This is a genomic window from Pseudomonas sp. PDM20 (genome assembly GCF_014852575.3).
Taxonomy (GTDB): domain Bacteria; phylum Pseudomonadota; class Gammaproteobacteria; order Pseudomonadales; family Pseudomonadaceae; genus Pseudomonas.
In genome coordinates, this window is record NZ_CM181224.1 from 5,208,556 (window position 1) to 5,233,655 (window position 25,100).

General features: G+C 65.6%; 22 protein-coding genes. 8 read left to right on the top strand and 14 right to left on the bottom strand.

All coding sequences use genetic code 11. The annotated features are described in order from the left end of the window. Nucleotides 1–74: 74 nt before the first annotated feature. The 13 genes from ubiT to IB261_RS24015 all read right to left on the bottom strand — a co-directional run bounded on the left by ubiT (nt 75) and on the right by IB261_RS24015 (nt 12,857). Nucleotides 75–548 carry a ubiquinone anaerobic biosynthesis accessory factor UbiT gene (ubiT, locus tag IB261_RS23955; RefSeq protein ID WP_081516147.1) on the bottom strand — a complete coding sequence of 158 codons (474 nt, stop codon included), beginning with the start codon at nt 546–548 and terminating at the stop codon, nt 75–77. Further along, the gene (locus IB261_RS23960) at nt 542–1,432 is read right to left on the bottom strand and encodes a U32 family peptidase (RefSeq protein ID WP_151188181.1); all 891 of its coding nucleotides are present in this window, start codon (nt 1,430–1,432) and stop codon (nt 542–544) included. Before IB261_RS23960 ends, ubiT begins: the two co-directional genes overlap by 7 nt. Before the next feature lie 10 nt (nt 1,433–1,442). Continuing rightward, the gene (gene ubiU / locus IB261_RS23965; protein WP_192381011.1) at nt 1,443–2,438 is read right to left on the bottom strand and encodes a ubiquinone anaerobic biosynthesis protein UbiU; all 996 of its coding nucleotides are present in this window, start codon (nt 2,436–2,438) and stop codon (nt 1,443–1,445) included. A gap of 55 nt (nt 2,439–2,493) precedes the next feature. Further along, nucleotides 2,494–3,729: a molybdopterin molybdotransferase MoeA gene (locus IB261_RS23970; RefSeq protein WP_192381010.1), complete on the bottom strand. Its 1,236-nt coding sequence runs from the start codon at nt 3,727–3,729 to the stop codon at nt 2,494–2,496. After that, nucleotides 3,726–4,280, bottom strand: a complete 555-nt coding sequence (gene moaB / locus IB261_RS23975; RefSeq protein ID WP_081516155.1) for a molybdenum cofactor biosynthesis protein B — start codon at nt 4,278–4,280, stop codon at nt 3,726–3,728. The genes IB261_RS23970 and moaB overlap by 4 nt, the downstream gene beginning before the upstream one ends. A 123-nt stretch (nt 4,281–4,403) precedes the next feature. After that, a complete protein-coding gene (locus IB261_RS23980; RefSeq protein WP_192381009.1) occupies nt 4,404–5,918 on the bottom strand; it encodes a C69 family dipeptidase in 1,515 nt (504 codons plus the stop codon). Between the two features lie 186 nt (nt 5,919–6,104). After that, on the bottom strand, nt 6,105–6,557 hold the full coding sequence (gene moaE / locus IB261_RS23985) for a molybdopterin synthase catalytic subunit MoaE (protein WP_151188183.1): 453 nt from the start codon (nt 6,555–6,557) through the stop codon (nt 6,105–6,107). A 4-nt stretch (nt 6,558–6,561) separates the two neighbouring features. Continuing rightward, nucleotides 6,562–6,810 (bottom strand): MoaD/ThiS family protein, encoded by a 249-nt coding sequence (locus tag IB261_RS23990; protein ID WP_045210719.1) that lies wholly within the window; start codon nt 6,808–6,810, stop codon nt 6,562–6,564. Next, nucleotides 6,807–7,298: a cyclic pyranopterin monophosphate synthase MoaC gene (moaC, locus tag IB261_RS23995; RefSeq protein ID WP_081516160.1), complete on the bottom strand. Its 492-nt coding sequence runs from the start codon at nt 7,296–7,298 to the stop codon at nt 6,807–6,809. Before moaC ends, IB261_RS23990 begins: the two co-directional genes overlap by 4 nt. A gap of 275 nt (nt 7,299–7,573) precedes the next feature. Continuing rightward, nucleotides 7,574–8,965 carry a PhoH family protein gene (locus IB261_RS24000; RefSeq protein WP_017519020.1) on the bottom strand — a complete coding sequence of 464 codons (1,392 nt, stop codon included), beginning with the start codon at nt 8,963–8,965 and terminating at the stop codon, nt 7,574–7,576. Nucleotides 8,966–9,293: 328 nt separating this feature from the next. Beyond that, the gene (locus IB261_RS24005; RefSeq protein ID WP_192381008.1) at nt 9,294–10,310 is read right to left on the bottom strand and encodes a histone deacetylase family protein; all 1,017 of its coding nucleotides are present in this window, start codon (nt 10,308–10,310) and stop codon (nt 9,294–9,296) included. A gap of 11 nt (nt 10,311–10,321) precedes the next feature. Beyond that, on the bottom strand, nt 10,322–11,551 hold the full coding sequence (locus IB261_RS24010; RefSeq protein WP_192381007.1) for a Zn-dependent hydrolase: 1,230 nt from the start codon (nt 11,549–11,551) through the stop codon (nt 10,322–10,324). Between the two features lie 16 nt (nt 11,552–11,567). Further along, a complete protein-coding gene (locus IB261_RS24015) occupies nt 11,568–12,857 on the bottom strand; it encodes an MFS transporter (RefSeq protein WP_192223956.1) in 1,290 nt (429 codons plus the stop codon). Nucleotides 12,858–13,031: 174 nt separating this feature from the next. On the opposite strand from IB261_RS24015, the gene IB261_RS24020 reads away from it, so the two are divergent. Then, nucleotides 13,032–13,988, top strand: coding sequence for a LysR family transcriptional regulator (locus IB261_RS24020; RefSeq protein ID WP_151188188.1), 957 nt, complete (start codon nt 13,032–13,034; stop codon nt 13,986–13,988). A 71-nt stretch (nt 13,989–14,059) separates the two neighbouring features. Continuing rightward, nucleotides 14,060–14,839, top strand: coding sequence for a peroxide stress protein YaaA (gene yaaA, locus IB261_RS24025; protein WP_081516162.1), 780 nt, complete (start codon nt 14,060–14,062; stop codon nt 14,837–14,839). A 1,061-nt stretch (nt 14,840–15,900) separates the two neighbouring features. Here the strand turns inward: yaaA and IB261_RS24030 are convergent. Then, nucleotides 15,901–16,179, bottom strand: a complete 279-nt coding sequence (locus tag IB261_RS24030; RefSeq protein WP_192381006.1) for a hypothetical protein — start codon at nt 16,177–16,179, stop codon at nt 15,901–15,903. Here IB261_RS24030 and algD point away from each other — a divergent pair. The 6 genes from algD to algG all read left to right on the top strand — a co-directional run bounded on the left by algD (nt 16,166) and on the right by algG (nt 25,095). After that, nucleotides 16,166–17,476 (top strand): GDP-mannose 6-dehydrogenase, encoded by a 1,311-nt coding sequence (gene algD / locus IB261_RS24035; protein WP_081516164.1) that lies wholly within the window; start codon nt 16,166–16,168, stop codon nt 17,474–17,476. The genes IB261_RS24030 and algD overlap by 14 nt on opposite strands. A 213-nt stretch (nt 17,477–17,689) precedes the next feature. Further along, nucleotides 17,690–19,171: a mannuronan synthase gene (gene alg8 / locus IB261_RS24040; RefSeq protein ID WP_081516166.1), complete on the top strand. Its 1,482-nt coding sequence runs from the start codon at nt 17,690–17,692 to the stop codon at nt 19,169–19,171. A 33-nt stretch (nt 19,172–19,204) separates the two neighbouring features. Continuing rightward, entirely contained in the window at nt 19,205–20,377 is a 1,173-nt protein-coding gene (locus tag IB261_RS24045; RefSeq protein ID WP_081516168.1) for an alginate biosynthesis protein Alg44, read from the top strand. 13 nt (nt 20,378–20,390) lie between these two features. Next, complete coding sequence (algK, locus tag IB261_RS24050; RefSeq protein WP_192381005.1) at nt 20,391–21,788, top strand: alginate biosynthesis TPR repeat lipoprotein AlgK; 1,398 nt, start codon at nt 20,391–20,393, stop codon at nt 21,786–21,788. A 101-nt stretch (nt 21,789–21,889) separates the two neighbouring features. Continuing rightward, the gene (locus IB261_RS24055; RefSeq protein ID WP_192381437.1) at nt 21,890–23,323 is read left to right on the top strand and encodes an alginate export family protein; all 1,434 of its coding nucleotides are present in this window, start codon (nt 21,890–21,892) and stop codon (nt 23,321–23,323) included. A gap of 104 nt (nt 23,324–23,427) precedes the next feature. Next, nucleotides 23,428–25,095 carry a mannuronan 5-epimerase AlgG gene (gene algG, locus IB261_RS24060; RefSeq protein WP_192381004.1) on the top strand — a complete coding sequence of 556 codons (1,668 nt, stop codon included), beginning with the start codon at nt 23,428–23,430 and terminating at the stop codon, nt 25,093–25,095. The last annotated feature ends 5 nt before the right edge of the window (nt 25,096–25,100 follow it).

Genomic DNA, 25,100 nt, shown 5'->3' on the forward strand with positions numbered 1-25,100 from the left:
GGATGGCGTGGAGCGAAGCGATACCCATCGATTGGCGCACCAAAACAGCATGGGTATCGCAGAGGGTGAGCGCCTCAGGCGTTCTCCTGCACCACCCGGCTGGCGCGGCGCATGGCGCTCCACAGCCACGCCGGCAGGCTGTCCGGATCGAGGCTGTCGATCAGGTTCTTCACCGCCAGACCCAGTTCCGTATCGCCCTCGATCACCAGACGGCGGCGGAAGAACAGCGTGTCCGGGTCCTCCTGCCGCCCCGCCAGCAGCAGGAAATCGCGCCAGCTGCCACGGATGGTCACGCTGGGCGAGCAGGCATCGGCGAAGCGCAGGCCGTTACGGTCGTGGGTGAAGCTCCAGGCCAGACCGAGATCGCTCACTTCCAGGCGCAGCCAGTGGCCGTCGAGGATGTCGAAAGCACCGTCCGCCAGCGGCTCGGCGAACAGGCGATTGGCGGCACGCTGCAGCACCGCGCGCTGCAGCCCCGAAGGGACGCGCGCGGCCAGTGGCAGCAGGCGGTCGGCGGCGCGCAGGGCACCTGTTTCGAGTGTCAGCACAGGTTCACCTCATCGCTGCGCAGCATGCCCGGACGGCCATGCCAGTATCCGTTGCAACCCTCCACCGCCAGGGGCGGCGTCGCGCCCTTGCGCACGCGGTCGAAGGCCTGCACGACCTCCACCATGCCTTCCGCACGCGGGCTCAGGCGCAGCAGGTCGGCGCCGCAATCACGCAGCGAGGCGTAGTCCGCCAGCAGGTTGCTGGCCTCGCCGGACATGGTCTGGATGCCGTTGAGGGTGAACAACGGCATGCCTTCCTGACTGAGCATCGACATGCCTTCGGGGTAGTTCATGCAGCAGAACTGGCAGTCGTCCTTGGGCCGGTTCTCCGCCCGGGCGGTGAAGCAACGTGCCGAGTAGGCCAGCGGCAGATGGCCGTAGGCGAACACCTCGGTCTCCACGTCGTTGATGCCCAGCTCGCGCGCCTGCTCGATCACCGCGTGGATCTGCTCGCCGGAGCATTCCACCGGCGGCACCCAGCGGCGCAAGCCGGCGGCGTGCAGCTCAGCCAGCGTGTGGCCGTTGTAGACGTTGAGCGCCGGGCCGCCGACGAATTCGACGCCCAGAGTGCCGAGAATCTGCACCGCGCCCATGTCACTGGCTTCGACCTGCAGCTCGCCATTGGCGCAGAGGCGACGCAACGACGACAGCTCGGAGGCCGCCTCGATCAGCGCGAGGCCCGAGATGAGTATCTGCGCCCCGCTCTGCTGCTGCAGCTCGCGCCCCAGGCCTAGCCAGTTGTCCAGCGACATGGCGCGGCGCTTGGAGCAGACGGTCTCGCCGATGTAGATGGCGTCCAGCGGCTGTTCGGCCATCTGCGCATAAAAATCCAGGAGTGTCCGGCGGTCCCAGTAGAACAGCACCGGTCCCAGGCTGAGTTTCATCACGAGGTCCTCACTGCCAGGAGCGATGGTAGGCGCCCAGGGTCGTCTGGTGGCCTTCGGAAAGCTTGTCCAGGGCGTCCTGCCACTGCGTCAGCGCGCGGTAGTTCTCGGGTGCGCGCTGCCACGCATCCAGCGCCTGGCGCCAGACGCGGGTGACCTGCTCGACATAGGCCGGGCTGCGTTGCCGGCCTTCGATCTTCACTGCCGCCACGCCGATTTCCGCCAGCTGCGGGATCAGGTCGATGGTGTTCAGGCTGGTGGGTTCTTCCAGGGCATGAAAGCGCTCGCCATTGACCACGAAGCGGCCCTTGCACAGGGTCGGGTAGCCTGCCGGCTCATCCGGCGCGTAACGGTCGATCAGCACGTCATTGAGGCGCGAGGTCAGGCCCTCGGGCTCCTCGCTCCAGCGCACCGCCTTGGCCGGCGAACAGACGCCACAGAGGTTGGGCGACTCGCCGGTGACATAGGACGACAGGTGGCAGCGCCCCTCGGCCATGATGCACAGGCTGCCGAAGGCGAAGACTTCGATGGGCACCGGGCTGTTCGCCGCCACCTGGCGCACCTGCGCCAGCGAAAGCACGCGCGGCAGCACGGCGCGGCGGATACCGTAGCGCTCGTGATAGAACGCCAGCGCCGCCACGTTGGTGGCCGAGCCCTGCACCGAGAGGTGCAGCGCGAGCTTCGGATGGCGCCTGGCGGCGTAGCCGAGCACCGCGCAATCGGCGGCGATCAGTGCATCCACGCCGAGATCGGCGGCGTGGTCCACCGCGCGTCGCCAGCGGGCCCAGCCGGCCGCGCCGGGATAGGTGTTGACCGCCACATACATCTGCTTGCCGGCGCTGTGGATAAGCTCCACACCCTGGCGCAGCTGGCGGTCATCGAGGTTGAGGCCGGCAAAGTGCCGGGCGTTGGTGTCATCGCGAAAGCCGACGTAGATCGCGTCGGCGCCCTCGCGCAGGGCCGATTTCAGGGCGGGCAGACTCCCCGCCGGACAGACCAGTTGCATGCTTCCCCCGGGCATTGCGGTGGCCGCCGGCCCCCGCCGGCAGCCGGGAACGGCGTCAGGCGCCGAGTTCGCTGAAAGACAGGAAGGGCAGCGGCTCGCCGGCGTGCAGGGTGCGCCCGGCCTCCACCACCGCCAGGCCATCGGCCCAGCTCGCCGCGCGCAGCATGGCCGAGCCCTGCTGCGGATGCAGGCAGATGCGAGCGACGCCGCTGCTGTCCAGTTCCAGACGCGCACGCAGGTACTGGCGGCGCGAGTTGGCCGTGGGCCAGTCGAACCCCGCCGGCAGCGTCACCGGCAAGGTATCGGCCGAGCTGCGCCCCTGGGCACGCCAGAGGAACGGCCGCGCCACCACCAGTGCAGTCACCAGCGCGGCGGCCGGGTTGCCCGGCAGGCCGATCCACGGCTTGCCGGCGATGCTGCCGAACGCCAGCGGCTTGCCCGGCTGCATCTTCAGCTTCCACAGGTGCAGCTCGCCCAGTTCGCGAATCGCCTGCTTGAGGTAGTCGCGGTCGCCCACCGACACGCCGCCACTGGTAATCAGCACGTCCCATTCGGACGCGGCGAGGCTCAGCGCATCGCGGCTGGCCGCCAGGGTGTCGGCGAGCACGCCGTAGTCGTGGACTTCGATGCCCCAACCGCGCAGCAACGCGCCGACGCTGAAGCGGTTGGCGTTGTAAATCTGCCCCGGAGCCAGGGGCTCACCGGGCTCGCGCAGCTCGTCGCCGCTGCTCAGCAGACAGACACGCAGCGGGCGATAGACGCTGACGCGGTCCAGGCCGACACTGGCGAGCAGGCCGAGGTCCTGGGCGCGCAGTTTCTTCCCGGCACTGAGCAAGGCATCGCCTTCGCACAGCTCTTCACCGCGGCGACGCACATGGCTGCCATGCCCGACCACGGGCACCTGCAGCCAGTCACCATCGACCTCGCAGTCTTCCTGGGCGATCACGCTGTCCGCCCCCGGCGGCAACGGCGCGCCGGTGAAGATGCGCATGGCCTGGCCAGGTTGCAGTTCGACCTGGGCGGCATCGCCGGCGGCGATGTAGCCGGCGATCTTCAGCCGTGCGCCTGCCGGCCCCATGTCGGCGCTGCGCAGGGCGTAGCCGTCCATCGCGCTGTTGTCCCACAGGGGCAGGTCGATAGGTGAGTGGATGTCCTCGGCGAGGATGCGGCCCAGGGCGCTTTCCAGATCGACGCGCACGGTCGGCGGCGCCAGCGGAACGAAATCCATCAGCGCGGCGATGGCCTCGTCCACCGGACGCAGGCCGGTGCCGGAACAGCCGCAGGCGCTCACGAGCGTGTACCGCAGGCCAGCACCGGGCGCTCGGGCAGGCGCTTGAGATGAGGGACGAAATTGCAGGGTTTGGTGCGGCTGTCGAGCTGTTGCAGGAGGATCTTCTCCCAGGCGGTGAGGCAGGCGCCGGTGGAACCGGGCAGGCAGCAGATCAGCGTGCCGTTGGTGATGCCGGCGATGGCGCGGGACTGGATGGTGGAGGTGCCGATTTCCTCGCGGGAAATCTGTCGGAACAGCTCACCGAAGCCATCCACGGTGCGCTCGAGCAACGGAGCGACGGCTTGCGGGGTGTTGTCGCGGGCGGTGAAGCCCGTGCCGCCGGTGATCAGGCCGACCTGGACCTTGGGGTCGGCGATCCAGGCCGAAACCACGGCGCGGATCTGGTAGATGTCGTCGATCACCAGCTGGCGTTCGGCGAGGGCATGGCCGGCGCGTTGCAGCGAGGTCACCAGGGCCTGGCCGGAAGTGTCGTTGTGCAGGCTGCGGGTATCGCTGACGGTGAGGACAGCGATCTCCAGCGGCAGGAATTCCGGGGTGCTGAGATGGCTCATGAGGGGCTCTCCGATTCGGAGCAAAAAGGGCTGGCGCCAGCCTGCGCCCCTTCCCTTCTACCGCCCATTCCTCCTAGGAGGTACTGCCCCGGCGCGAGCGGGGCAGTACCTGCCGTCAGCGCACTAGAGGTGCTTGATCTTCTCCAGCTCCTCGGCGCTGTAATTCTGCTCGGTGGACTTGGTCAGGTCGGTGAGGATGTTGGCGCGCAGCACGCCGGCCTGGTCCAGGGCCCACAGCGCGGTGCCGTTGCTGAAGCGTTCGGCGGCGGCGCGGGCGACTTCACCGTCCTTCTGCGCAAGGGTCTTGAGCATGTCGTCCTGCGCCGGTTGCGCAGCGCGCAGGCTGCCTTCCAGACGATCGCGCCAGCCGTGCAGCAGTGGCATGTACTGCTTGTCGTTGGCATGGGCCAGGGAGGTCAGGCTGCGGAAGGTCCACCAGGCCGAGTGTTCGTCGAAGTCGTCGCTGCCCTGCTGGAACACCCGCGGCGTGTTGCGCAGGCTTTCCAGGTAATACGGCAGCAGCAGGCCGTCGCGCACGTTGCCCAGGGACTGCCAGGACAGCACCTGCAAGCCCTTGGGCATCTGCGGACGGACCTGCAGGATGTGCGCCTCGACGTTGCGCTCCATGGCGATTGGCCGCTGCTTCTGGTCACCGGCCGGCTTCTTGCCGTCCAGCGGGGTGCCGGCGTAGTTGTCGATACGCAGGATGGCCGCCACCTGCTCGACGCTGATGGGCTTCTCCGGCTTGGTATAGAAGGGATACTGCTGCTGGCGGATGTCCTGCTTGCGGCCCGGCTCCAGCTTGCTCTGCACCAGCCATTCACGGTCGACGTTGTAGGCGTCGCCGACGATGCCGAAGGCCTTGGCGAAGTTGAATTTCGCCGGGTCGACCTTGTCCAGCAACTGGTGCTTCTCGGCGAACTCGGCGATGCCTGCACTGCTCAGGACATTGGCCTTGTCGTTGAGGTCGGCGTCGTGCACACGCATGCCGTTGGCCATGACCACGTACCCGTCGTCCGGCACGCGCACGGCGATCCAGTGGTGCCCGGAGCCGATCTCGAACAGCCAGGCCTCCTTGTCGTCGGCGATCTGGATACCGTTGGTTTCCCCGGCGCCGAGGGTCTCGACGTACTTGCCCAACAGCTCCACGCCTTCGCGGGCGGTCTTCGCCTGGGGCAGGATCAGGTCCGGCAGAATGGCCTCGATCACCCCGCCCTCGTCCGCCACCAGCGGGTCGGCCTTGGCAGCCTTGTCATTGGGCTCGGTGCTGTTGGTGGCGGAGAGGATCACGCCTGCCTCGTTGGTGCCGAACTCACTCCACGGGCCAAGGGCGCCACGCTGATCGCCGTTCCAGTCGCGCATGGCGGTGTAGCGCAGGCCTGCCTTGGGCGCGGGCACGCTGACACCGTTGTCGAAGCTGAGTTTGTCGCCGTCCTTGTAGGTCTGCGGCGGCACCACGACGAAGCGCTTGGCGTGGTTGTTGTAGGTGTAGTCCTCCAGCCGCGCGACCAGCACGGAGCCGTCGGCGGTGGCGTTGCGCCCGGCGATGATGGTGGTGCAGGCCAGCGCGCCCTGGCAGAAGCCGCCCGCCAGCAGGGCGGCGGCGAGGGTCTTGAGCGCAAAGTTGGGCTTGGTCATGGAAATCTCCTCGGCTTGCGATTCGCCGCGCGGCCAAGGCAGGCACGGCGGCGGAGCCAGGAGATGTACAACATGGCGAGGAACGCGTCCTTGGCGTAGCGCAACGACACCTCCCTGGCATCGCCCCTGAGCATAGACAAGCTCCGCGAATGCGCCCCCGCAGGGACGCAGGCTCGACGAAAGGACTCAGCCCTTCCAGCGCTCGGCAGCGGCCTTGTCGCTGCAGCGCCCTTCGACCCAGCGCGGGCCGTCGGTGGTGTCTTCCTTCTTCCAGAACGGCGCGCGGGTCTTCAGGTAGTCCATGACGAAATTGCAGGCGTCGAACGCGGCCTGGCGGTGCGCACTGGCGGCGCCGACGAAGACGATAGGCTCGCCCGGTTCCAGGCGGCCGATGCGGTGGAGGATTTCCAGGCGCAGCAGCGGCCAGCGCTCATTGGCCTCGACTTCGATCTTCGCCAGCGCCTTTTCGGTCATGCCGGCGTAGTGCTCGAGGAACATGCCGCCCACCTCGCGGCCGTCGTTGAAATCACGCACGTAGCCGACGAAGCCGACCACCGCGCCGACGCCGACGTTGGCGGCGTGCATCGCATTGAGTTCAGCGCCCGGATCGAACGCCGCCGGCTGGACGCGGATCGCCATGGGCTCAGCCTCCGGTAACGGTGGGGAAGAACGCCACCTCGTCGCCATCGGCGAGGGGCTCGTCCAGGGAGCACAGCTCCTGGTTGCGCGCGCACATCAGGTTCTGCTCGCCGAGCACATCCCAGGCGCCACCGCGCTCCAGCAGCAGGCGCCGCAGGTCGTCCAGGCTGGCCAGGGACTGGCTCCAGTTCAGCTGCTCGCCATCCAGGCCGAGGGCTTCACGGTAGCGGGCGAAGTACTGCACGCGGATCATGGGGTGTCTCCCGCAACGCTTTCTGTAGCAACGTAATGACCGCTCTTGCCGCCGAGCTTCTCCAGCACGCGCACGCTGTCGATGGTCATGCCACGGTCCACGGCCTTGCACATGTCGTAGATGGTCAGCGCGGCGACGCTGGCGGCGGTCAGCGCTTCCATCTCCACACCGGTCTGCCCGGCCAGTTTGCAACGGGCGACGATGTGCACGGTGTCTTCACCCTCGGCGGCCAGCTCGACCTTCACGCTGGTCAGCAGCAATGGGTGGCAAAGCGGGATCAGGTCATGGGTCTTCTTCGCCGCCTGGATACCGGCAATGCGCGCCACGGCGAACACGTCGCCCTTGGGATGGCCGCCGTCCTGGATCAGCTGCAGGGTGGACGGGAGCATGCGCACCCGGGCTTCGGCCACGGCCTCACGGGACGTCACCGCTTTTTCGGTGACATCGACCATGTTGGCGCGGCCCTGGGAATCGAGATGGGTCAGCACGGTGGGAACTCTCCGGTGAATCAGGGGAACAGTGTACTCCCGGTGGACGCGGCCTGCGGAGCGGAGGGCGGCGCGTTGGGGGGAGGATTGTATACAAGAAGAGGTATGAGCGGGATGGTCGCCGGCACCAGCGCTGGGCGGGTTCGCCACCAGGCTCGCTCCTGCGAGGAGCGCAAGCGTCCGGACCTGTAGAACCGAGGGGAACGCCCAGTCCTCGCTCGCGAACAGCCTCGAACAGAAAGAAAAGGCCCGCCGGACGGCGGGCCTTGGTTGCCTTACATGTGGGCTTCGGCGAATTCCGCCAGCACCGAGCGCGGCACCCCTTGCAGGGTTACGTGCACGCCGTGGGGGAAGTCCTTGAAGCGTTCGGTCAGGTAGGTCAGGCCGGAGCTGGTGGCCGACAGGTAGGGGGTATCGATCTGCGCCAGGTTGCCCAGGCAGACCACCTTCGAACCGTTGCCCGCGCGGGTGATGATGGTCTTCATCTGGTGCGGGGTGAGGTTCTGGCACTCGTCGATCAGGATCAGGCTCTGCTGGAAGCTGCGGCCACGGATGTAGTTCAGCGATTTGAACTGCAGCGGTACCTTGCTGAGGATGTAGTCGACGCTGCCATGGGTGCACTCATCATCCGAATGCAGCGCTTCGAGGTTGTCGGTGATCGCGCCGAGCCAGGGCTCCATCTTCTCCGCCTCGGTGCCGGGCAGGAAGCCGATGTCCTCGTCCAGGCCCTGTACGCTGCGGGTGGCGATGATGCGCTTGTAGCGTTTGGTGACCATGGTCTGTTCGATGGCGGCAGCCAGGGCGAGGATGGTCTTGCCCGAGCCGGCGGCGCCGGACAGGTTGACCAGGTGGATGTCCGGGTCCAGCAGCGCGTACAGCGCCAGGGACTGGTACACGTCACGCGGACGCAGGCCCCAGGCTTCCTGGTGCAGCAGCGGTTCCTGGTGCAGGTCGAGGATGGTCAGCTCGTCCTGGTCGATGCCCTTGATCCAGCCGACGAAACCCTGCTCATCGACGATGAACTCGTTGATGTGCACCGCCGGCAGGTTGTCGGTAAGTTGCACGCGGTGCCAGGTGCGACCGCGGTCCTGGCGGGTCTCCACCTTGCTGACGCGGTCCCAGAACGATCCGCTCAGCGAGTGATAACCACGCGACAGCAGGTTGATGTCATCGACCAGCTGGTCGGTGTGGTAATCCTCGGCAAATACCCCGCAGGCACGCGCCTTCAGGCGCATGTTGATGTCTTTGGTGACCAGCACCACACGCTTGCTGCTATGGCGACTCTTCAGCTCCACCAGCTGGTTGATGATCTTGTTGTCGTTGAGGTGCTCGGGCAGCCAGGTGATCGGCTCGGCGCGCTTGCTCATGAGGATCGACAGGCTGCCGCACGGCCCGCTCTTGCCGCGCTGGATGGGCACACCATCCTCTACCTGCTCGGGCGAGGCCTCGCCCAGCACCGAATCGATCAGGCGGATTGCCTGGCGGCATTCCGCGGCCACGGTGTGTTTTCCGGTCTTGAGCTTGTCCAGTTCCTCCAGCACCGTCATCGGAATCGCGACGTGGTGCTCCTGGAAGTTCAGCAAGGCGTTGGGATCGTGGATCAGGACGTTGGTGTCGAGGACGTACAGGGTGGGCTGGGTGGGGCGGGAGCGTCCGTGGTCATCCATACGCAGGTCACCTCTTGTAGGAGCGTTACGACGGAATGCCTTTACAGCGCTCCGCCGTGCGGTGAGCCACCGGCTCTCGGGTTCCTGGGATCGGCAGGATTCGAGAGCACTGCATACAAGGGACTGGCCGGGCCGGGGCCGCCACCTGTCTGCAGGGTTCGGCGGTCTACGACTCAACAAATACAGGAAAAAACATGACGATAAAAAGTCTTTTTCCTTCCTACGAAAGTTTTTTTCGTCGTACGACGAAATACCTTGGCGGGGGCTCCGGACAGCGCTAGTTTTAGGAGTCCTACCCCTCGTAACGCCCTCCGCTTTTTTCGCAGGATCAGTCCCTTAGCCCGCCGAAAAACGCCTGCGCATTGGCCTCCAGCGTCTGCAGGTGATAGCCGCCTTCCTGCACGATGACCTGCGGCAGCCCCAGCGACGCTACCTCGCGTCCGAGCCGCGCGAAGCCCTCGGTGGTCACTGCCACTTTCGACTGTGGGTCATCCTTGTAGATGTCGAAGCCCAAGGACAGCACCAACGCCTGCGCACCGAATTCGCGAACCGCCCGCAGCGCTGTCTCGACCTGCGCGAAGAAGTCCTCCTCGCTGGCGCCATGTACCATCGGCAGGTTGAGGTTGAAGCCTTCGCCCCGCCCCGCTCCGCGCTCGTCGTCGAAACCGGCGACCACCGGGTAGAAGTTGGTCGGGTCGCCATGCACCGAGACATAGAGCACGTCGTCGCGGCCATAGAAGATTTCCTGGATGCCCTGGCCGTGGTGCATGTCGGTGTCGAGGATGGCGACCTTACCGAAGCGCGCACGCAGCTCCGCGGCGGCAATAGCGGCATTGTTCAGGTAGCAGAAGCCACCGGCCCCCTCCTCCCGTGCGTGGTGGCCTGGCGGGCGACACAAGGCGTAAGCCGATGGGGCACCGTCGCGCACCACCCGCGCCGCCGCCACCGCGCTCTGCGCCGACCAGTACGCCGCGCGCCAGGTATGCTCGCCCAACGGGCAGCTGCCGTCAGCGAGGTAGCGCGCCGCCTGGGCGAGGATGCCTCGCAGCGGGTTGCCCTCGCGGATGAAGACGTTGGACATCACCTCGTCGCCCCAGTCTTCCGGCACTTCGTGCCAGCGCTCGTAGGCGTGCTCGAGAAACTCCAGGTACGCCGCGCTGTGCGCGCCCAACAGCGGCTCACGACCGAAGTCCTGCGGTTCGGCGAGCGGGAAGCCCAATGCGCGCACGGCGTCCAGCAGGTGCTCGGCGCGCTGTGGCACTTCCTGTGGGGTACGCATCTGGCCACGGGAGAAGTAGCTGCGCGGGACGTGCAGCAACTGGTCGGGGTGGAAGAAGGTCTGCATCGGTGTCTCCTTCAGTCGATCCGGCCGGCTCGGGCCAGCACAGCGTTGAGCAGTACGTCGGCGCCCTGGGTCGCCTGTTCGGGGATCACGTCTTCGGCCTCGTTGTGGCTCAGGCCGCCGATACAGGGAATGAACACCATGGCAGTCGGACACCTGCGCGCCAGGTGGATAGCGTCGTGACCGGCACCGCTGACAATATCCTGGTACGAGTAGCCCAGCGCCTTCACGGCCTCGCGCACATGGCCCACACAGTCGGCATCGAAGGGCGTGGCCGGGCTGATCCAGTGCACGCCGATCTGCAGGGTCAGCTCGCGGCGCACGGCGATAGCTTCGAGCAACGCGCGGGCATCCTGCTCCATGGCGGCGATCACATCGTCGCGGTGGTGGCGCAGGTCGATGGTGAAGTCCACCACGCCGGCAATGGTGTTACGCGAGGACTTGGCGATGTCCAGCTGTCCGACAGTCACCAATCCGTGGGGCGAGAAGCGCTGCGCCAGCGCTTCGAGGGCCTGGATCATCTCAGCAGCGCCGAACAGCGCATCGTGGCGCAGCGGCATCGGCGTGGTGCCAGCGTGGGCGGCCTGGCCGCCCACGCACACATCCAGCCAGCGGATCGCCTGGCCGCCGGTAACCACACCGACGTCGATGGCGTTGTCCTCCAGGATCGGACCCTGCTCGATGTGCGCCTCGAAATAGGAGTCCAGGCGCCGGCCCAGCGGCAGGTCGCCCTGCCAGCCGAGCGCTTGCAGCGCATCGCCCACACTCACGCCTTCGGCATCCCGCGAGGCCAGCGCGGCCTCCAGCGGCATGGCGCCGGTAAAAGCCGCCGAGCCGAGCATGGCCGGGGTGAAGCGCGCGCCCTCTTCGTTGGTCCAGACCGCCACTTCCAGCGGGCGGCGGGTGCCGATGTCGTGATCGTTCAGGCTGCGCAGCACTTCCAACCCCGCCAGCACACCGTACACGCCGTCGAAGCGGCCGCCCTCGGGCTGGGTATCCAGATGGCTGCCCATCACGACCGGGTCGAGACTGTCATCCTCCCCGGCGCGGCGGGCGAACAGGTTCCCCACGCAATCCCGGCGCAGGCTGAGACCTGCGTCGCGGCACCAGCCTTCGAACAGCTCGCGGCCGGCGCGATCCTCTTCCGAGAGCGCCAGACGGCGCGAGCCGCCACGGGCGGTGGCACCAATCCGGGCCATCTCCATCAGGCTCGCCCACAGGCGAGCGCCGTCGATCTTCAGCATTGCAGTCTCCTGGAAATCACGTGGCGGCCGACGCTACGCGCACACGCAATCGGCGGTCGAGACCGATGATGCACAGCAGCGAGAGGCTGGCCAGAAGGGAATAGAAAAGCGCCAGCGGTAGCCATTGGCCATCGAAGCGGTGCGCCAGCCAAGTACCGATCAGAGGCGTAAGACCGCCGGCGATAGCGCCGCAGACCTGGTAGGCGATGGAGATCGCCGAGTAACGCACACGGGTGTCGAACACCTCGCTGACATAGCCGGCGATCACCGAATAGAAGCTGGACATGCACACCACGGCGGTGGCGATACCCAGCACGATGGCCAATGCGTGGCCCTGGCTGACCAGCAGGAACATCGGGTAGGGCGAGGCCACCGCCAGCAGCGCCGCCAGCTTGAGGAAGCGCGCCGAGCCGATGACCTCGGCCAGCCGCGCGGCCAGCGGCTGCACACAGAACTGGATGAGCGCCACATAGAACAGGCAATCGAGGATCAGCTTGCGGTCGATGGCCAGATTCTGCGTGGTGTAAGAGATCATGAAGGTATTGGTGAAATAGACCCCGGCGATGCCGATGGTATTGGCGCCGATGCACAGCAGCAGCGGCCGCCAGGCCGTGCGCACAACCTCCAGCGCCGGCAGCTTGTGCTGGCGGGCCTGCTGTTTCACGCGGGCGAACTCGGGGGATTCGTTCACCCCCAGGCGAATCGCCAGACCGACGATCAACAGCGCCGCGCTGGCGAGGAAGGGCAGGCGCCAGCCCCAGTCGAGGAAAGTCTGGCTGTCCATGCTGGTCACGGCCTTGAACGCCAGCAGCGAGAGGATCAGCCCGGCCGGGCTGCCCAGCTGGGCGAAAGAAGCGAAGAAGGTGCGCCGGCCGCTGGGCGCATGCTCACCGGCCATCAGCACAGCGCCGCCCCACTCGCCGCCGACGGCTATGCCCTGGACGATGCGCAGCAGCACCAGCAGCACCGGGGCGAGCAGGCCGATCTGTCCGTAAGTAGGCAGCAGGCCGATGCATACCGTGGCCACCCCCATCATCACCAGCGTGACCAGCAGCGCCTTCTTGCGCCCGATACGGTCGCCCAGGTGGCCGAAGATCAGCCCACCCAGTGGCCGCGCGAAGAAGCCCACGGCAAAGGTGCCGAAGGCGGCCATGGTGCTGAGAAACTGGCTGTCAGAAGGGAAGAACAGCGTGCCGAATACCAAGGCAGCAGCAGTGGCGTAGATATAGAAGTCGTACCACTCGATCATGGTACCGATGAACGCGGCCGTGGCGGCGCGAACCGGCTGCGGTGCGGGCTGTGACATCTCAGGCTCCCGGATCTTGTCGATTGTTTTTGGGCAGCTAGCGAAAAAGACGCGGCGCTCTCCGGCGCCTGCGGACGTTATCGCCCCCGGCTGGATAATCAGTCAATTTTCTAATCGTTATTCAAAGAATAATTACTGCTTATAATCGGAGGATTCCCCCAACGGAGCCCCGCCATGGAGCTTGGCCGCTTCCTCAATGACCGCCTGGACTGGAACCTGCTGCGCACCTGGCTGGTGATCGGCCAGGAACGCAGCATCAGCCGCGCCGCTGCGCGCCTGCACCTGACCCAGCCGGCGGTCAGCCAGGCCCTGCGCCGGCTTGAGGAGCAACTGGGCGCCGCCCTGGTGCAACGTCGCGGGCCGCGCTTCGAGATCACCGCGCTGGGCGAGGAAATCCTGCGCATCGCCGGCGACATCAATGGCAACGTCTCGCGCCTGGCCGCCGCCCTGGAGCAGCCGGCCGATCAGGTAGTAGGCAAGGTCCGCCTGCTGAGCATCAGCCGCATCCAGTCGGACTTCTATGACGACTTCCTCACCGACTTCCACCGCGCCCACCCCGGCGTCGAGCTGGATATAGAAGTGATGCGCAGCGCCGACGTGCTCAGCTCGCTGCAACAGAAGACCGCCACCCTCGGCCTGGCCCTGTGCCGCCAGCCTTCGCCGCGCCTGGAGCAGCGCGCTTTCCTGCGCCAGCGCTACGTATTCCTCTGCGGCCGCCATCATGCCCTCTATGGCCGCCGTGACCTGCGCCTGGCCGACCTGCAGGGCGAGGACTACGTCACCTTCACCAGCGACCAGATCGGCGAAGTGCTCTCGCCGCTGACCATCTTCCGCGACCAGCAGGGCTTCACCGGCAAGCTGGTGGCCTCCTCCCCGAGCCTCGAGGAAATCCGCCGGCTGGTCAGCTGCGGTTTCGGCATCGGCTGCCTGCCGCAACACATAGTCGCCGACGACCTCGCCCAGGGCCGGCTCTGGGCGCTGCCGCCGGTAGAGGGCGTGGCCGACGTGGACATCCACCTGCTGTGGAACCGCGAGCAGAAGCACACCCAGGCCGAGCGCTGCTTCCTCGGCGAATTGCTCAAGCGCATGGAACAGGTACCGGTCGAGCAGCGGCTCCTATCGTCCCCATAGGTGGAGCCAGGCGCCGCAACTCCTTACAATCGCGCCTCGATTGCAGGAGCGCGCTTGTAGGAGACCGCACGATGCTGATGGTGATTTCCCCCGCCAAGACCCTGGACTACGACACCGCGCCGGTGACGCAGCGCTTTACCCTGCCCGAGCACCTGGACGACGCCCAGGAGCTGATCGGCATCCTGCGGGAACTGGCCCCGGCGCAGATCGCCGAGCTGATGCACCTGTCGGACAAGCTGGCCGGCCTCAACGCCGCGCGCTTCGGCAGCTGGCACCCGGACTTTACCCCCGCCAACGCCAAGCAGGCGCTGCTGGCCTTCAAGGGTGACGTGTATACCGGCATGCAGGCCGAAGATTTTGGCGAAGACGACTTCGATTTCGCCCAGCGCCACCTGCGCATGCTCTCCGGCCTGTATGGCGTGCTGCGTCCGCTGGACCTGATGCAGCCCTACCGCCTGGAAATGGGCACCAAGCTGGCCAACGCCCGTGGCAAGGACCTCTATGCCTTCTGGGGCGAGCGCATCAGCGCCTGGCTGAACGAATCCCTGGCCGAGCAGGGCGACGACGTACTGCTGAACCTGGCCTCGAACGAGTACTTCGGCGCGGTGAAACGCAAGGCCCTGAACGCACGGGTGATCGACACCGAGTTCAAGGACCTGAAGAACGGCCAGTACAAGATCATCAGCTTCTACGCCAAGAAGGCCCGCGGGATGATGGCGCGCTACGTGATCAAGGAGCGCCTGACCAACCCCGAAGGCCTGAAGGACTTCAACTACGCGGGCTACGCCTACAGCGCCGAGCACTCCAAGGCCGACCAGCTGGTGTTCCTGCGCGACCACGCCGAAGACTGAAGCACCTTTTCTGCTGCACCAAACGGGAGCCCTGAGGGCTCCCGTTTTCGTTTGGGCGCAGAACCTGCGGGAACGCTGGGCGCGATCGCGGGCATGGCCCGCTCCTACAAGGGAATGCCGTGCCGTGCTGTTCGCGAGCAAGCTCGCTCCTACAGGATCACACCCCGCTCCGGAGTTTGATCATTCGTAGGGCGCATAACGCGCCAGCGTTATCCGCCGTCGTGGCATCGGCGGATAACCCGTTCCGGGTTATGCGCCCTACGTACTGTTCGCGAGCAAGCTCGCTCCTGCGAAAACGCCCATATCCCCCAACCTGCACTACCGAAGCTGGTGCAACCGCCGGCCCTGCCGACGGATCGCGGGCATGGCCCGCTCCTACAGGGGGGGGCGATTGCCCGCGGCGCTTCGCCTCTGTTTCGCCCCAAAATTACCGCTGATTCCAAGTGGCCTGTAAGCCATTGACCATGGAACCGGCCGGTCACGGGTGGCCGATCTGTACGTTTACTGCCCAAAACACCCCCTGAAGACCACACAGGGAAAATGGTCAAAATGACCGTTCGTCTGCTTCAGGATTAATCGTGAGAAAATTTTTCGACCGCCCGGACCGGTCGGAAGGATGGAAATCGTCCTGATTCGCCCTCTCCGTTGTAATCCATTGGCCATTAACAGCCTTTGGCCATGACATGCATTTCACGATTGCACTTTGCAATAGAGAAAGCTGAACGGCAGCTGAACGAATGTCTTGACGACGATACACGGTCGTTTTTAACGAAAATTTCAATGGAACTTTCCCCGACCTTGCACTTTGCATTGACGAAAATGACCTGTGTTTTGCCATTAGCGCAGCATCAGGTGATATCAATTGGATATTTCACATTCTTTCAGGGACGGGATGGGCGGAAGGAACTAACCGCATTTCGGATAAATCCTATTTGCGCAACGACCATCGTTGGCGAAACAGAAATGCCCCGATGGAAATTGGAGTTTTGCTTCCAAGGTTATTTCGATCAGCTCTTGTCGATTCATCCTTGAAACGCAACCCAATGAAATAACTGAACTTTTCAGATGACGAGGCAATCATCTAACCAGACTGGAGCACGCCAGGCAGACACTGCACCAACTTTGCAATCTGTCTTAAACATAACAGGGCAAACATTCAAAGTTTGCTCCAATACTGTGCTCGAAAGTTTAGCACTCGATTCCCATGCCTGCCTGGAAGGAAGTACGGAGAACACTTCAACAGTGAACTCCGGGGATTCACTCATCCTGAATAAATCGCCCTGCCGGGCAACTTTAAACAGTTCGACCATTGAAGAGGTGAATGCGATGCGTATCAGCATCTTTGGTCTTGGGTATGTTGGCGCAGTATGTGCCGGCTGCCTGTCCGCACGGGGCCATGAAGTCGTTGGGGTGGATGTGTCCACCACCAAGATCGATCTGATCAACAACGGGAAATCGCCCATCGTCGAGCCGGGCCTGGAGCCTCTGCTGCAGCAGGGCATCCGCACCGGTCGCCTGTCGGGCACCACCGACTTCAAGAAGGCCGTACTGGACACCGACGTGTCGTTCATCTGCGTCGGCACCCCGAGCAAGAAGAACGGCGACCTGGACCTGGGCTACATCGAGTCCGTCTGCCGCGAGATCGGCTACGCCATCCGCGAGAAGAAAGAGCGCCACACCGTGGTCGTGCGCAGCACCGTGCTGCCGGGCACCGTGAACAACGTGGTGATCCCGATCATCGAAGACTGCTCGGGCAAGAAAGCCGGCGCCGACTTCGGCGTGGGCACCAACCCCGAGTTCCTGCGCGAATCCACCGCGATCAAGGACTACGACTTCCCGCCGATGACCGTCATCGGTGAGCTGGACGCCCAGACCGGCGACCTGCTGGAAGAGATCTACCGCGAGCTGGACGCGCCGATCATCCGCAAGACCATCGAGGTCGCCGAGATGATCAAGTACACCTGCAACGTCTGGCACGCTGCCAAGGTCACCTTCGCCAACGAGATCGGCAACATCGCCAAGGCCGTCGGCGTCGACGGCCGCGAAGTGATGGACGTGATCTGCCAGGACCGCAAGCTGAACCTGTCGCGCTACTACATGAAGCCCGGCTTCGCCTTCGGCGGCTCCTGCCTGCCCAAGGACGTGCGCGCCCTCACCTACCGCGCCAGCCAGCTGGACATCGAGCACCCGATGCTCGGCTCGATCATGCGCAGCAACCAGCACCAGGTGCAGAAGGCCTTCGACATCATCGCCGCCCACGGCAGCCGCAAGGTCGGCCTGCTCGGCCTGTCGTTCAAGTCCGGCACCGACGACCTGCGCGAAAGCCCGCTGGTGGAACTGGCCGAGATGCTCATCGGCAAGGGCTACGAGCTGCAGATCTTCGACCGCAACGTCGAGTACGCCCGCGTCCATGGCGCGAACAAGGAGTACATCGAATCGAAGATTCCGCACGTCTCCTCGTTGCTGGTCTCGGACCTCGACGCCGTCGTGAAGTCCTCCGATGTCCTGGTCCTGGGCAACGGTGACGAGCTGTTCGTCGACGTGGTGAAGCAGGCGCCCGAAGGCAAGAAGGTCGTCGACCTGATCGGCTTCATGCCGAGCGTCACAGACGAGCGCGCCGAAGGCATCTGCTGGTAATTGGGTTTCGATTGGCTGCGCGTCGGCCCGGTGTCGTTGGAGAGGAACTCGGAAATGCTCATTCACTTCAGTGAACTCCGCTTCCTCGTCCCTCTCCGCCTAACCGGACTCTAGCTCGCTCAATCGAGTCCATGCCTTCAGACCCTAAAAGCGCCGGTCACCGGCCCGCCCAGGCGGGCCGATGACCAAGCCCAACCAGACGGATAGACGACGATGGAAACCTACAAACGAATCATCGGTGAAGCCACCGGCTGGCTGGTCTTCCTCGGCCTGCTGATGCTGCTGGCGCTGCTCGTGCCGCCGACCGTATTCGACGCCGAATCCAAGGACTTCCTGCTGCTCATCGGCGCGGTCGGCATCTGGCGCTATTCCATGGGCGGCCTGCACTTCCTGCGCGGCATGCTGTTCCTCTACGTGGTCTACCCGCACTACCGCCGCAGGATGCGCAAGCTCGGCGAAGCGGCAGACCCGTCCCACGTGTACCTGATGGTCACCAGTTTCCGTATCGATGCGCTGACCACCTCGATGGTCTATCGCTCGGTCATCGAAGAAGCCATTGCCTGCGGCTACCCCACCACCGTGGTGTGCTCCATCGTCGAGATGTCCGATGAGGTGCTGATCAAGCAGCAGTGGCAGAAGCTCAACCCGCCGGAGCACGTCGAACTCGACTTCGTGCGCATCCCCGGCACCGGCAAGCGCGACGGCCTGGCCCACGGCTTCCGCGCCATCTCCCGCCACCTGCCGGACGAAGACGCCGTGGTCGCGGTGATCGATGGCGATACCGTGCTCGAACCGGGCGTGGTGAGAAAGACCGTGCCCTGGTTCAAGCTCTTCCCCAACGTCGGCGGCCTGACCACCAACGAATTCTGCGAAGTGCAGGGCAGCTACGTGATGAGCGAATGGCACAAGCTGCGCTTCGCCCAGCGCCACATCAACATGTGCTCCATGGCCCTGTCCAAGCGCGTGCTGACCATGACCGGGCGGATGTCGGTGTTCCGCGCCGCCGTGGTCACCGACCCGGACTTCATCACCGACGTGGAAAGCGATCACCTGGACCACTGGCGCCTGGGCCGCTTCCAGTTCCTCACCGGTGACGACAAGTCCAGCTGGTACAGCCTGATGCGCCTGGGCTACGACACCTTCTACGTGCCCGACGCGGCGATCAACACGGTCGAGCACCCGCCGGAGAAGAGCTTCATCAAGGCCAGCCGCAAGCTGATGTTCCGCTGGTACGGCAACAACCTGCGACAGAACTCCCGCGCCCTGGCCCTGGGCCCGCAACGCCTGGGCTGGTTCACCAGCGTGGTGCTGTTCGACCAGCGCCTGTCGATGTGGACCTGCCTGCTCGGCCTGGTGGCCGCGATCATCGCCAGCATCAAGTACAGCATTGCCTTCCTGCTCATCTACCTGCTGTGGATCGGCATCACCCGCTTCGTGCTGACCCTGCTGCTGTCGCTGTCGGGCCACCACATCGGGCCGGCCTACCCCGCGATCCTCTATTACAACCAGATCGTCGGTGCCCTGGTGAAGATCTACGTGTTCTTCCGCCTCGACCAGCAGTCGTGGACCCGCCAGAACACCAAGCTCGACCGCGGCCTGGCCAGCTTCCAGCGCTGGTTCAACACCTGGTCCTCACGAGCCATGACCTTTTCCGCGGCCAGCGTTTTCGTCGCCGTACTGCTGACCATCGTCTGACCCGACTTCTATTTACGAACAGGACTCGACCTCATGAATACCGCCGTCAACGTCAATGTCGTGCATGAATCCGAAGCCCAGCGCCAGCACGCCCGGGTCAAGCTGCCCGCCCGCATCCGCTACATCGGATCCCACCGCGAGGGCGTCGACGCCCGCCTGCTGGACCTGTCCGCCGGCGGCTTCGCGTTCACTTCCGCGAACAACACCCCGGTGCAGGTCGGCGACCTGCACAAGGGCAAGCTGCTGTTCCAGATCGACAGCATCAGCTTCTCCCTGGAAGTGGAATTCCAGGTGCGCTCCTATGACCGCGAAAGCGCCCGCGTCGGTTGCGAATTCCAGCACCTGAAGCCGCGCGAGATCGCCGCCCTGCGCTACCTGATCACCTCCTACCTGGCCGGTGAAGTGGTGAGCGTCGGCGACATGCTCAACACCCTGCAGCGCGAGAACTTCACCAAGGCCCGCAAGCACGGTGCAGGCTCGGGCGGCATGGGCTTCTTCGGCCGCTTCCGCGCCGTCACCGTGAGCACCGCGATCTTCGTGGTCGGCGTCGGCGCCTTCGCGGTGATCCTCAACCAGATCTACAACCTGTACTTCGTCACCCATGCCGACTCGGGCGTGGTCAGCGTGGCCAACCAGCAGATCACCATGCCCCGCGAGGGCACCGTGGAAAGCCTGGTGGAGCCGGGCGCGGAAGTCGCCAAGGGCGCGCCGATCGCTTCCTTCTCCGCCAACCTGCTGGACCTGCTCAAGGGCAACCTGACCGAAGAACAGCTCAACCCGAGCAACATCGAGAAGCTCTTCGGCCACCAGATGAAGGGCACCCTGACCAGCCCGTGCGACTGCCGCGTGGTCGAGCAGCGCGTCGCCAACGGCCAGTTCGCCAACAAGGGCGACGTGATCTTCACCCTGACCCCGCGCGACAGCCTGGCCACCGTCGAGGCGCGCTTCCCCTACCGCAACGCCGCCGAGCTCTCGCCCGGCACCCACGTGAACTTCCAGGTCGCCGGCGACAGCGAAGTGCGCGGCGGCCGCATCCTGCGCACCGCGCCGGTGGACGGAGACCTGTCCTCGGAAATCCGTGTGCAGATCACTCCCGACCAGCCGCTCGACAGCCAGATGGCTGGCCGCCCGACTGAAGTCAGCATCGGCGGCCTGCCGGGCCGCACCCTGCTGAACAAGGCGATGGCCCTGGCCACCGCCCGCTAAGAGGACCGCCCGCATGAATCGACCTGTCTTCCGACACGCCCCGCACCTGGCACTGGCGCTGGCCATCGCTGCAGCGGCCGGTTGCGCCGGCCTGCCTGACCAGCGCCTGGCCCAGGAGGCCCTGGACCGCGGTGACATCGCCACCGCCCAGGCCAACTTCCAGGCTCTGGCCACCATGGGTTACGCCGACGCACAGGTCGGACTGGCCGACATGCAGGCCGCCACCGGCGACCCCGATGAACAGGCCCGCGCCGAGAAGCTCTACCGCGAAGCAGCCGAGAGCTCCCCGCGCGCCCGCGCCCGCCTGGGCAAATGGCTGGCGGCCAAGCCCGGCGGCACCGACGCCGAGCACCGCGAAGCCGAGCAGCTGCTGACCCGCGCCTTCGACGAAGGCGAGGACAGCGCGCTGGTTCCGCTGATCGTCCTCTACCTGCAGTACCCGCAGGCCTGGCCGAACGTGAACCCGCAGCAGCGCATCGACCAGTGGCGCGCCCAGGGTCTGCCGCAGGCGGACCTGGCGCAGATCATCCTGTACCGCACCCAGGGCACCTACGACCAGCACCTCACCGAAGTCGAGCAGGTCTGCCAGCGCTGGCTGAACCGCATGGACGTGTGCTGGATGGAACTGGCCACCGTGTACCAGAAGCAGGGCAATGCGGATAAGCAGAAGGCCCACCTCGAAGCGCTCAAGGCAGGCTGGAAGGCCGGCCGCGTACCGTCCGAGCGCGTCGAATCGGTGGCTGGCGTGCTGGCCGATCCGAATATCGGCACCGCCGACCCGCAGGCCGCGCAGGCATTGCTCACCGAGATCGCGCCGACCTACCCGGCCGCCTGGGTCAGCCTCGCCAAGCTGCAGTACGACAACCCCGACCTGGGCGACCTCGACCAGATGCTCGACTACCTGAAGAAAGCCCAGGACGCCGCCCAGCCGCGCGCCGAGCTGCTGCTCGGACGCCTCTACTACGACGGCAAGTGGGCCCCGCAGGAGCCGCAGAAGGCCGAGCAGCACCTGCTCAAGGCCGCCGCCACCGAACCCCAGGCGCACTACTACCTGGGCCAGATCTACCGCCGTGGCTTCCTCGGCCAGGTCTACCCGCAGAAGGCCGTGGACCACCTCATCATCGCCGCCCGCGCCGGCCAGGCCAGCGCCGACATGGCCCTCGCCCAGCTCTATTCGCAGGGTCGCGGAATTCGCCCGAACCTGGTCAACGCCTACGTCTTCGGCGAGCTCGCGCAGCGCCAGCAGGTGCCCACCGCCAGCGACCTGATGGCGCAGATCGAACCGCAGATCCAGCCGGCCGACCGCAGTGCGGCCCAGCAGTTGCTCAAGCGTGAAGAACAGGCTCGCGGCGCCAACTGGCAAGCCACCGTCAGCCTTCTGCAGAACAACCAGGAACAAGAAAATCTATGAAGCGCACCGACCCGATGACCACCCCGCTGTTTGCTCTCGTCGATGGAGTTCAGCCGCGCGCTCTGGCTTCCGCTGTCCGCCGCGCCCGCCTGTTCCCCGCCATGCTCGGCGTCGGCCTGAGCCTCGCCGGCACCCTGTTCGGCAGCCTCGCCCATGCGGCAGAAGAGCCACCGAAGAACTTCGGCATCGACATCAAGGTGACCGCCGAATCCGAGGACGACCGTGACCTGGGCACCGCCCACGGCGGCGACCTCAATGGCCTCGGCCTGGACGTGCGCCCCTGGGCCTTCGGCCAGTGGGGCGACTGGAGCGCCTACATCATGGGCCAGGCGGTGACCGCCACCGACACCATCCAGACCGACACCCTGCAGGAGGACAACAGCGCCTCCAACGACTCCGACAACCAGGACGATGGCCGCGAGCGCGACGACAGCTACCTGGCCCTGCGCGAGTTCTGGGTCGACTACGCCGGCCTCACCCAGTATCCGGGCGAGCACCTGCGCTTCGGCCGCCAGCGCCTGCGCGATGACAGCGGCATGTGGCAGGACACCAACATCGAAGCGCTGAACTGGACCTTCGACACCACCCTGCTGCGCGCCCACGCCGGCGTCGCCCAGCGCTTCTCCGAATACCGCACCGACCTCACCGAGCTGGCCCCCGAAGACAAGGACCGCACCCACTTCTTCGGCGACATCTCCACGCAATGGCTGCCCAACCACTGGGTCGGCCTGCGCCTGCACCACGCCGACGACAGCGGCCACCTGAAGGACCCGGGCGAAGAAGTCGATTCCCTCGACAAGACCTACACCGGCGACCTCACCTGGGTCGGCATCGAGGCCAACGGCGACGGCTACAACTACCGCTCGCAGATGCCCCTCAACTACTGGGCGAGCGCCACCTGGCTGACCGGCAACCGCGACCGCCTGACCAGCACCACCGTGGGTGACGACCGCATCGCCACCGGCAAGCAGAGCGGCGACGTCAACGCCTACGGCGTCGACCTCGGCCTGCGCTGGAACATCGACGAGCAGTGGAAGACCGGTATCGGCTACGCCCGTGGCAGCGGCGGCGGCAAGGATGGCGAAGACCAGTTCCAGCAGACCGGCCTTGAGAGCAACCGCTCCAACTTCACCGGCACCCGCTCGCGCGTGCACCGCTTCGGTGAGGCCTTCCGCGGCGAGCTCTCCAACCTCCAGGACGCCACCCTGTTCGGCGCCTGGCAGCTGCGCGACGACTACGACGCCAGCCTCGTGTACCACAAGTTCTGGCGCGTGGATGGCGACTCGGACATCGGCAACAGCGGCATCAGCGCGCCGATGGTCAACAACTCCAAGGACGTCGGCCAGGAAGTCGATCTGGTCGTCACCAAGTACTTCAAGCAGGGCCTGCTGCCGGCTTCCATGAGCCAGGCGATCGACGAGCCGTCGGCGCTGATCCGCTTCCGCGGCGGCGTATTCAAGCCCGGCGACGCCTACGGCAGCCACGTCGACTCGACCATGCACCACGCCTTCGTCGACGTGATCTGGCGCTTCTGAGGACTGTAGCGATGACCCTCCACCCGATTCCCAGACTTGCCCTGCACCGCCCCCGCGGCGCGGCCGGGTATCCGGTGGAGGTCCGCGCGCAAGGAGACACGGCCATGAACCGCCACCCGATACACGCCCTGCCGCTGACCGCATTGCTGCTCGGCGGCCTGCTCAGCGCCGGCGCACCGGCCTGGGCGGCGCAGCCCGCGGCCAAGGCCCAAGCCAGCGCCGCCCACGCGAAGAAAGCCGAAGCCGGCAAGACCACCGAGGGTGAGAAGGCCCCGGAAGAACAGGCAGGCAGCGAGCCCGGCCATACCCAGACGCTGAAGGAATCCGGCAACTACACCGTGACAGCCGCTCCCAGCGAGCCGCTGCACCTGGAGCCGCCCAAGCTGCCCGACCTCACCGGCTACACCGCCGAGGCGGTGGAGAAGAAGATCGAGCGCAACAAGCGCGGCAAGGCGCAGGTCCAGCGCATGGTCCAGCAGCAGCCGCTGAAGGAATTCACCGGCGGCAAGAACCGTCTCGCCGAGTGGGTGAAGCGCCAGCGCCAGATGCCCCAGGCAATCTTCATCGACGGCGGCTACGTCAATCTCGCGGAGCTGGCCGGCAAGCTGCCCAAGACCGCGCTGGAGCAGGTCGAACCGGGCGTCTACATCGCCCGCCTGCCCATCGTCGTCAGCCAGGGCGCGACCCTGGAGATCGACGGCAAGGTCAAGGAACTGCGCCTGTCCCAGGACCGCGGCGCGTTCCTGGTCAACGACGGCAAGCTGTTCGTGCGTGACACCAAGGTCACCGCGTGGAACGAGGCGAAGAAGGAACCGGCCTGGTACAAGACACCCAACGAGTTCCGCCCCTTCCTGATCTCCTGGGGCGGCGCCGAGGCCTACCTGGTGAACAGCCACTTCACCAGCTTCGGTTACAACGCCTCCAAGGCCTACGGCATCTCCATCTCGCAGTACAGCCCGGGCATGGACAAGACCATGAAGCGCCCGCGCCCCAAAGGCTGGGTGATCGGCTCGACCTTCGAGGACGCCTGGTACGGCTTCTACTGCTACGAGGCCGACGACCTGGTGGTACGCGGCAACACCTACAAGAACAACATCGTCTACGGCATCGACCCGCATGACCGTTCGCATCGCCTGATCATTGCCGAGAACACCGTCTACGGGACCAAGAAGAAGCACGGCATCATCGTTTCCCGTGAGGTCAACGACAGCTGGATCATCCACAACAAGACCTACGACAACCACCTCTCCGGGATCGTCCTCGACCGTAATTCCGAGCGCAACCTGGTGGCCTACAACGAGGTGTACCGCAACCACTCCGACGGCATCACCCTCTACGAGTCGGGCGACAACCTCATCTACGGCAACCAGGTGCTGGCCAACCTGCGCCACGGCATCCGCATCCGTAACAGCGTGAACATCCGCCTGTACGAGAACCTCGCGGCCGGCAACAAGCTGATCGGCGTCTACGGCCACATCAAGGACCTCTCCGATACCGACCGCAACATCGACCTCGACCCCTTCGACACCAAGGTCTCGCTGATCGTGGTCGGCGGCAAGCTGGCCGGCAACGGCTCGGGCCCGCTGTCGGTGGATTCGCCGCTGTCGCTGGAGCTCTACAAGGTGGCCATGCTCGGCCCGACCAAATCTTCCGGCATCTCCTTCAACGGCGTGCTCGGCGAGAAGCAGGACCAGATCCTGGACCTGCTGGTGCGCCAGCAACGCGCGGTGCTGATCGACCCCGTCGAAAGCCAGGCCGAACTGCAGAACTGAGGACC

Coding starts and splice junctions, on each gene's coding strand:
- IB261_RS23960 (WP_151188181.1), bottom strand. CDS start 1,432: ATGAAACTCAGCCTGGGACCGGTGCTGTTCTACTGGGACCGCCGGACA.
- ubiU (WP_192381011.1), bottom strand. CDS start 2,438: ATGCAACTGGTCTGTCCGGCGGGGAGTCTGCCCGCCCTGAAATCGGCC.
- moaB (WP_081516155.1), bottom strand. CDS start 4,280: ATGAGCCATCTCAGCACCCCGGAATTCCTGCCGCTGGAGATCGCTGTC.
- IB261_RS23980 (WP_192381009.1), bottom strand. CDS start 5,918: ATGACCAAGCCCAACTTTGCGCTCAAGACCCTCGCCGCCGCCCTGCTG.
- moaE (WP_151188183.1), bottom strand. CDS start 6,557: ATGGCGATCCGCGTCCAGCCGGCGGCGTTCGATCCGGGCGCTGAACTC.
- IB261_RS23990 (WP_045210719.1), bottom strand. CDS start 6,810: ATGATCCGCGTGCAGTACTTCGCCCGCTACCGTGAAGCCCTCGGCCTG.
- IB261_RS24000 (WP_017519020.1), bottom strand. CDS start 8,965: ATGGATGACCACGGACGCTCCCGCCCCACCCAGCCCACCCTGTACGTC.
- IB261_RS24005 (WP_192381008.1), bottom strand. CDS start 10,310: ATGCAGACCTTCTTCCACCCCGACCAGTTGCTGCACGTCCCGCGCAGC.
- IB261_RS24010 (WP_192381007.1), bottom strand. CDS start 11,551: ATGCTGAAGATCGACGGCGCTCGCCTGTGGGCGAGCCTGATGGAGATG.
- IB261_RS24015 (WP_192223956.1), bottom strand. CDS start 12,857: ATGTCACAGCCCGCACCGCAGCCGGTTCGCGCCGCCACGGCCGCGTTC.
- IB261_RS24020 (WP_151188188.1), top strand. CDS start 13,032: ATGGAGCTTGGCCGCTTCCTCAATGACCGCCTGGACTGGAACCTGCTG.
- yaaA (WP_081516162.1), top strand. CDS start 14,060: ATGCTGATGGTGATTTCCCCCGCCAAGACCCTGGACTACGACACCGCG.
- algD (WP_081516164.1), top strand. CDS start 16,166: ATGCGTATCAGCATCTTTGGTCTTGGGTATGTTGGCGCAGTATGTGCC.
- IB261_RS24030 (WP_192381006.1), bottom strand. CDS start 16,179: ATGCTGATACGCATCGCATTCACCTCTTCAATGGTCGAACTGTTTAAA.
- alg8 (WP_081516166.1), top strand. CDS start 17,690: ATGGAAACCTACAAACGAATCATCGGTGAAGCCACCGGCTGGCTGGTC.
- IB261_RS24045 (WP_081516168.1), top strand. CDS start 19,205: ATGAATACCGCCGTCAACGTCAATGTCGTGCATGAATCCGAAGCCCAG.
- algK (WP_192381005.1), top strand. CDS start 20,391: ATGAATCGACCTGTCTTCCGACACGCCCCGCACCTGGCACTGGCGCTG.
- IB261_RS24055 (WP_192381437.1), top strand. CDS start 21,890: ATGCTCGGCGTCGGCCTGAGCCTCGCCGGCACCCTGTTCGGCAGCCTC.
- algG (WP_192381004.1), top strand. CDS start 23,428: ATGAACCGCCACCCGATACACGCCCTGCCGCTGACCGCATTGCTGCTC.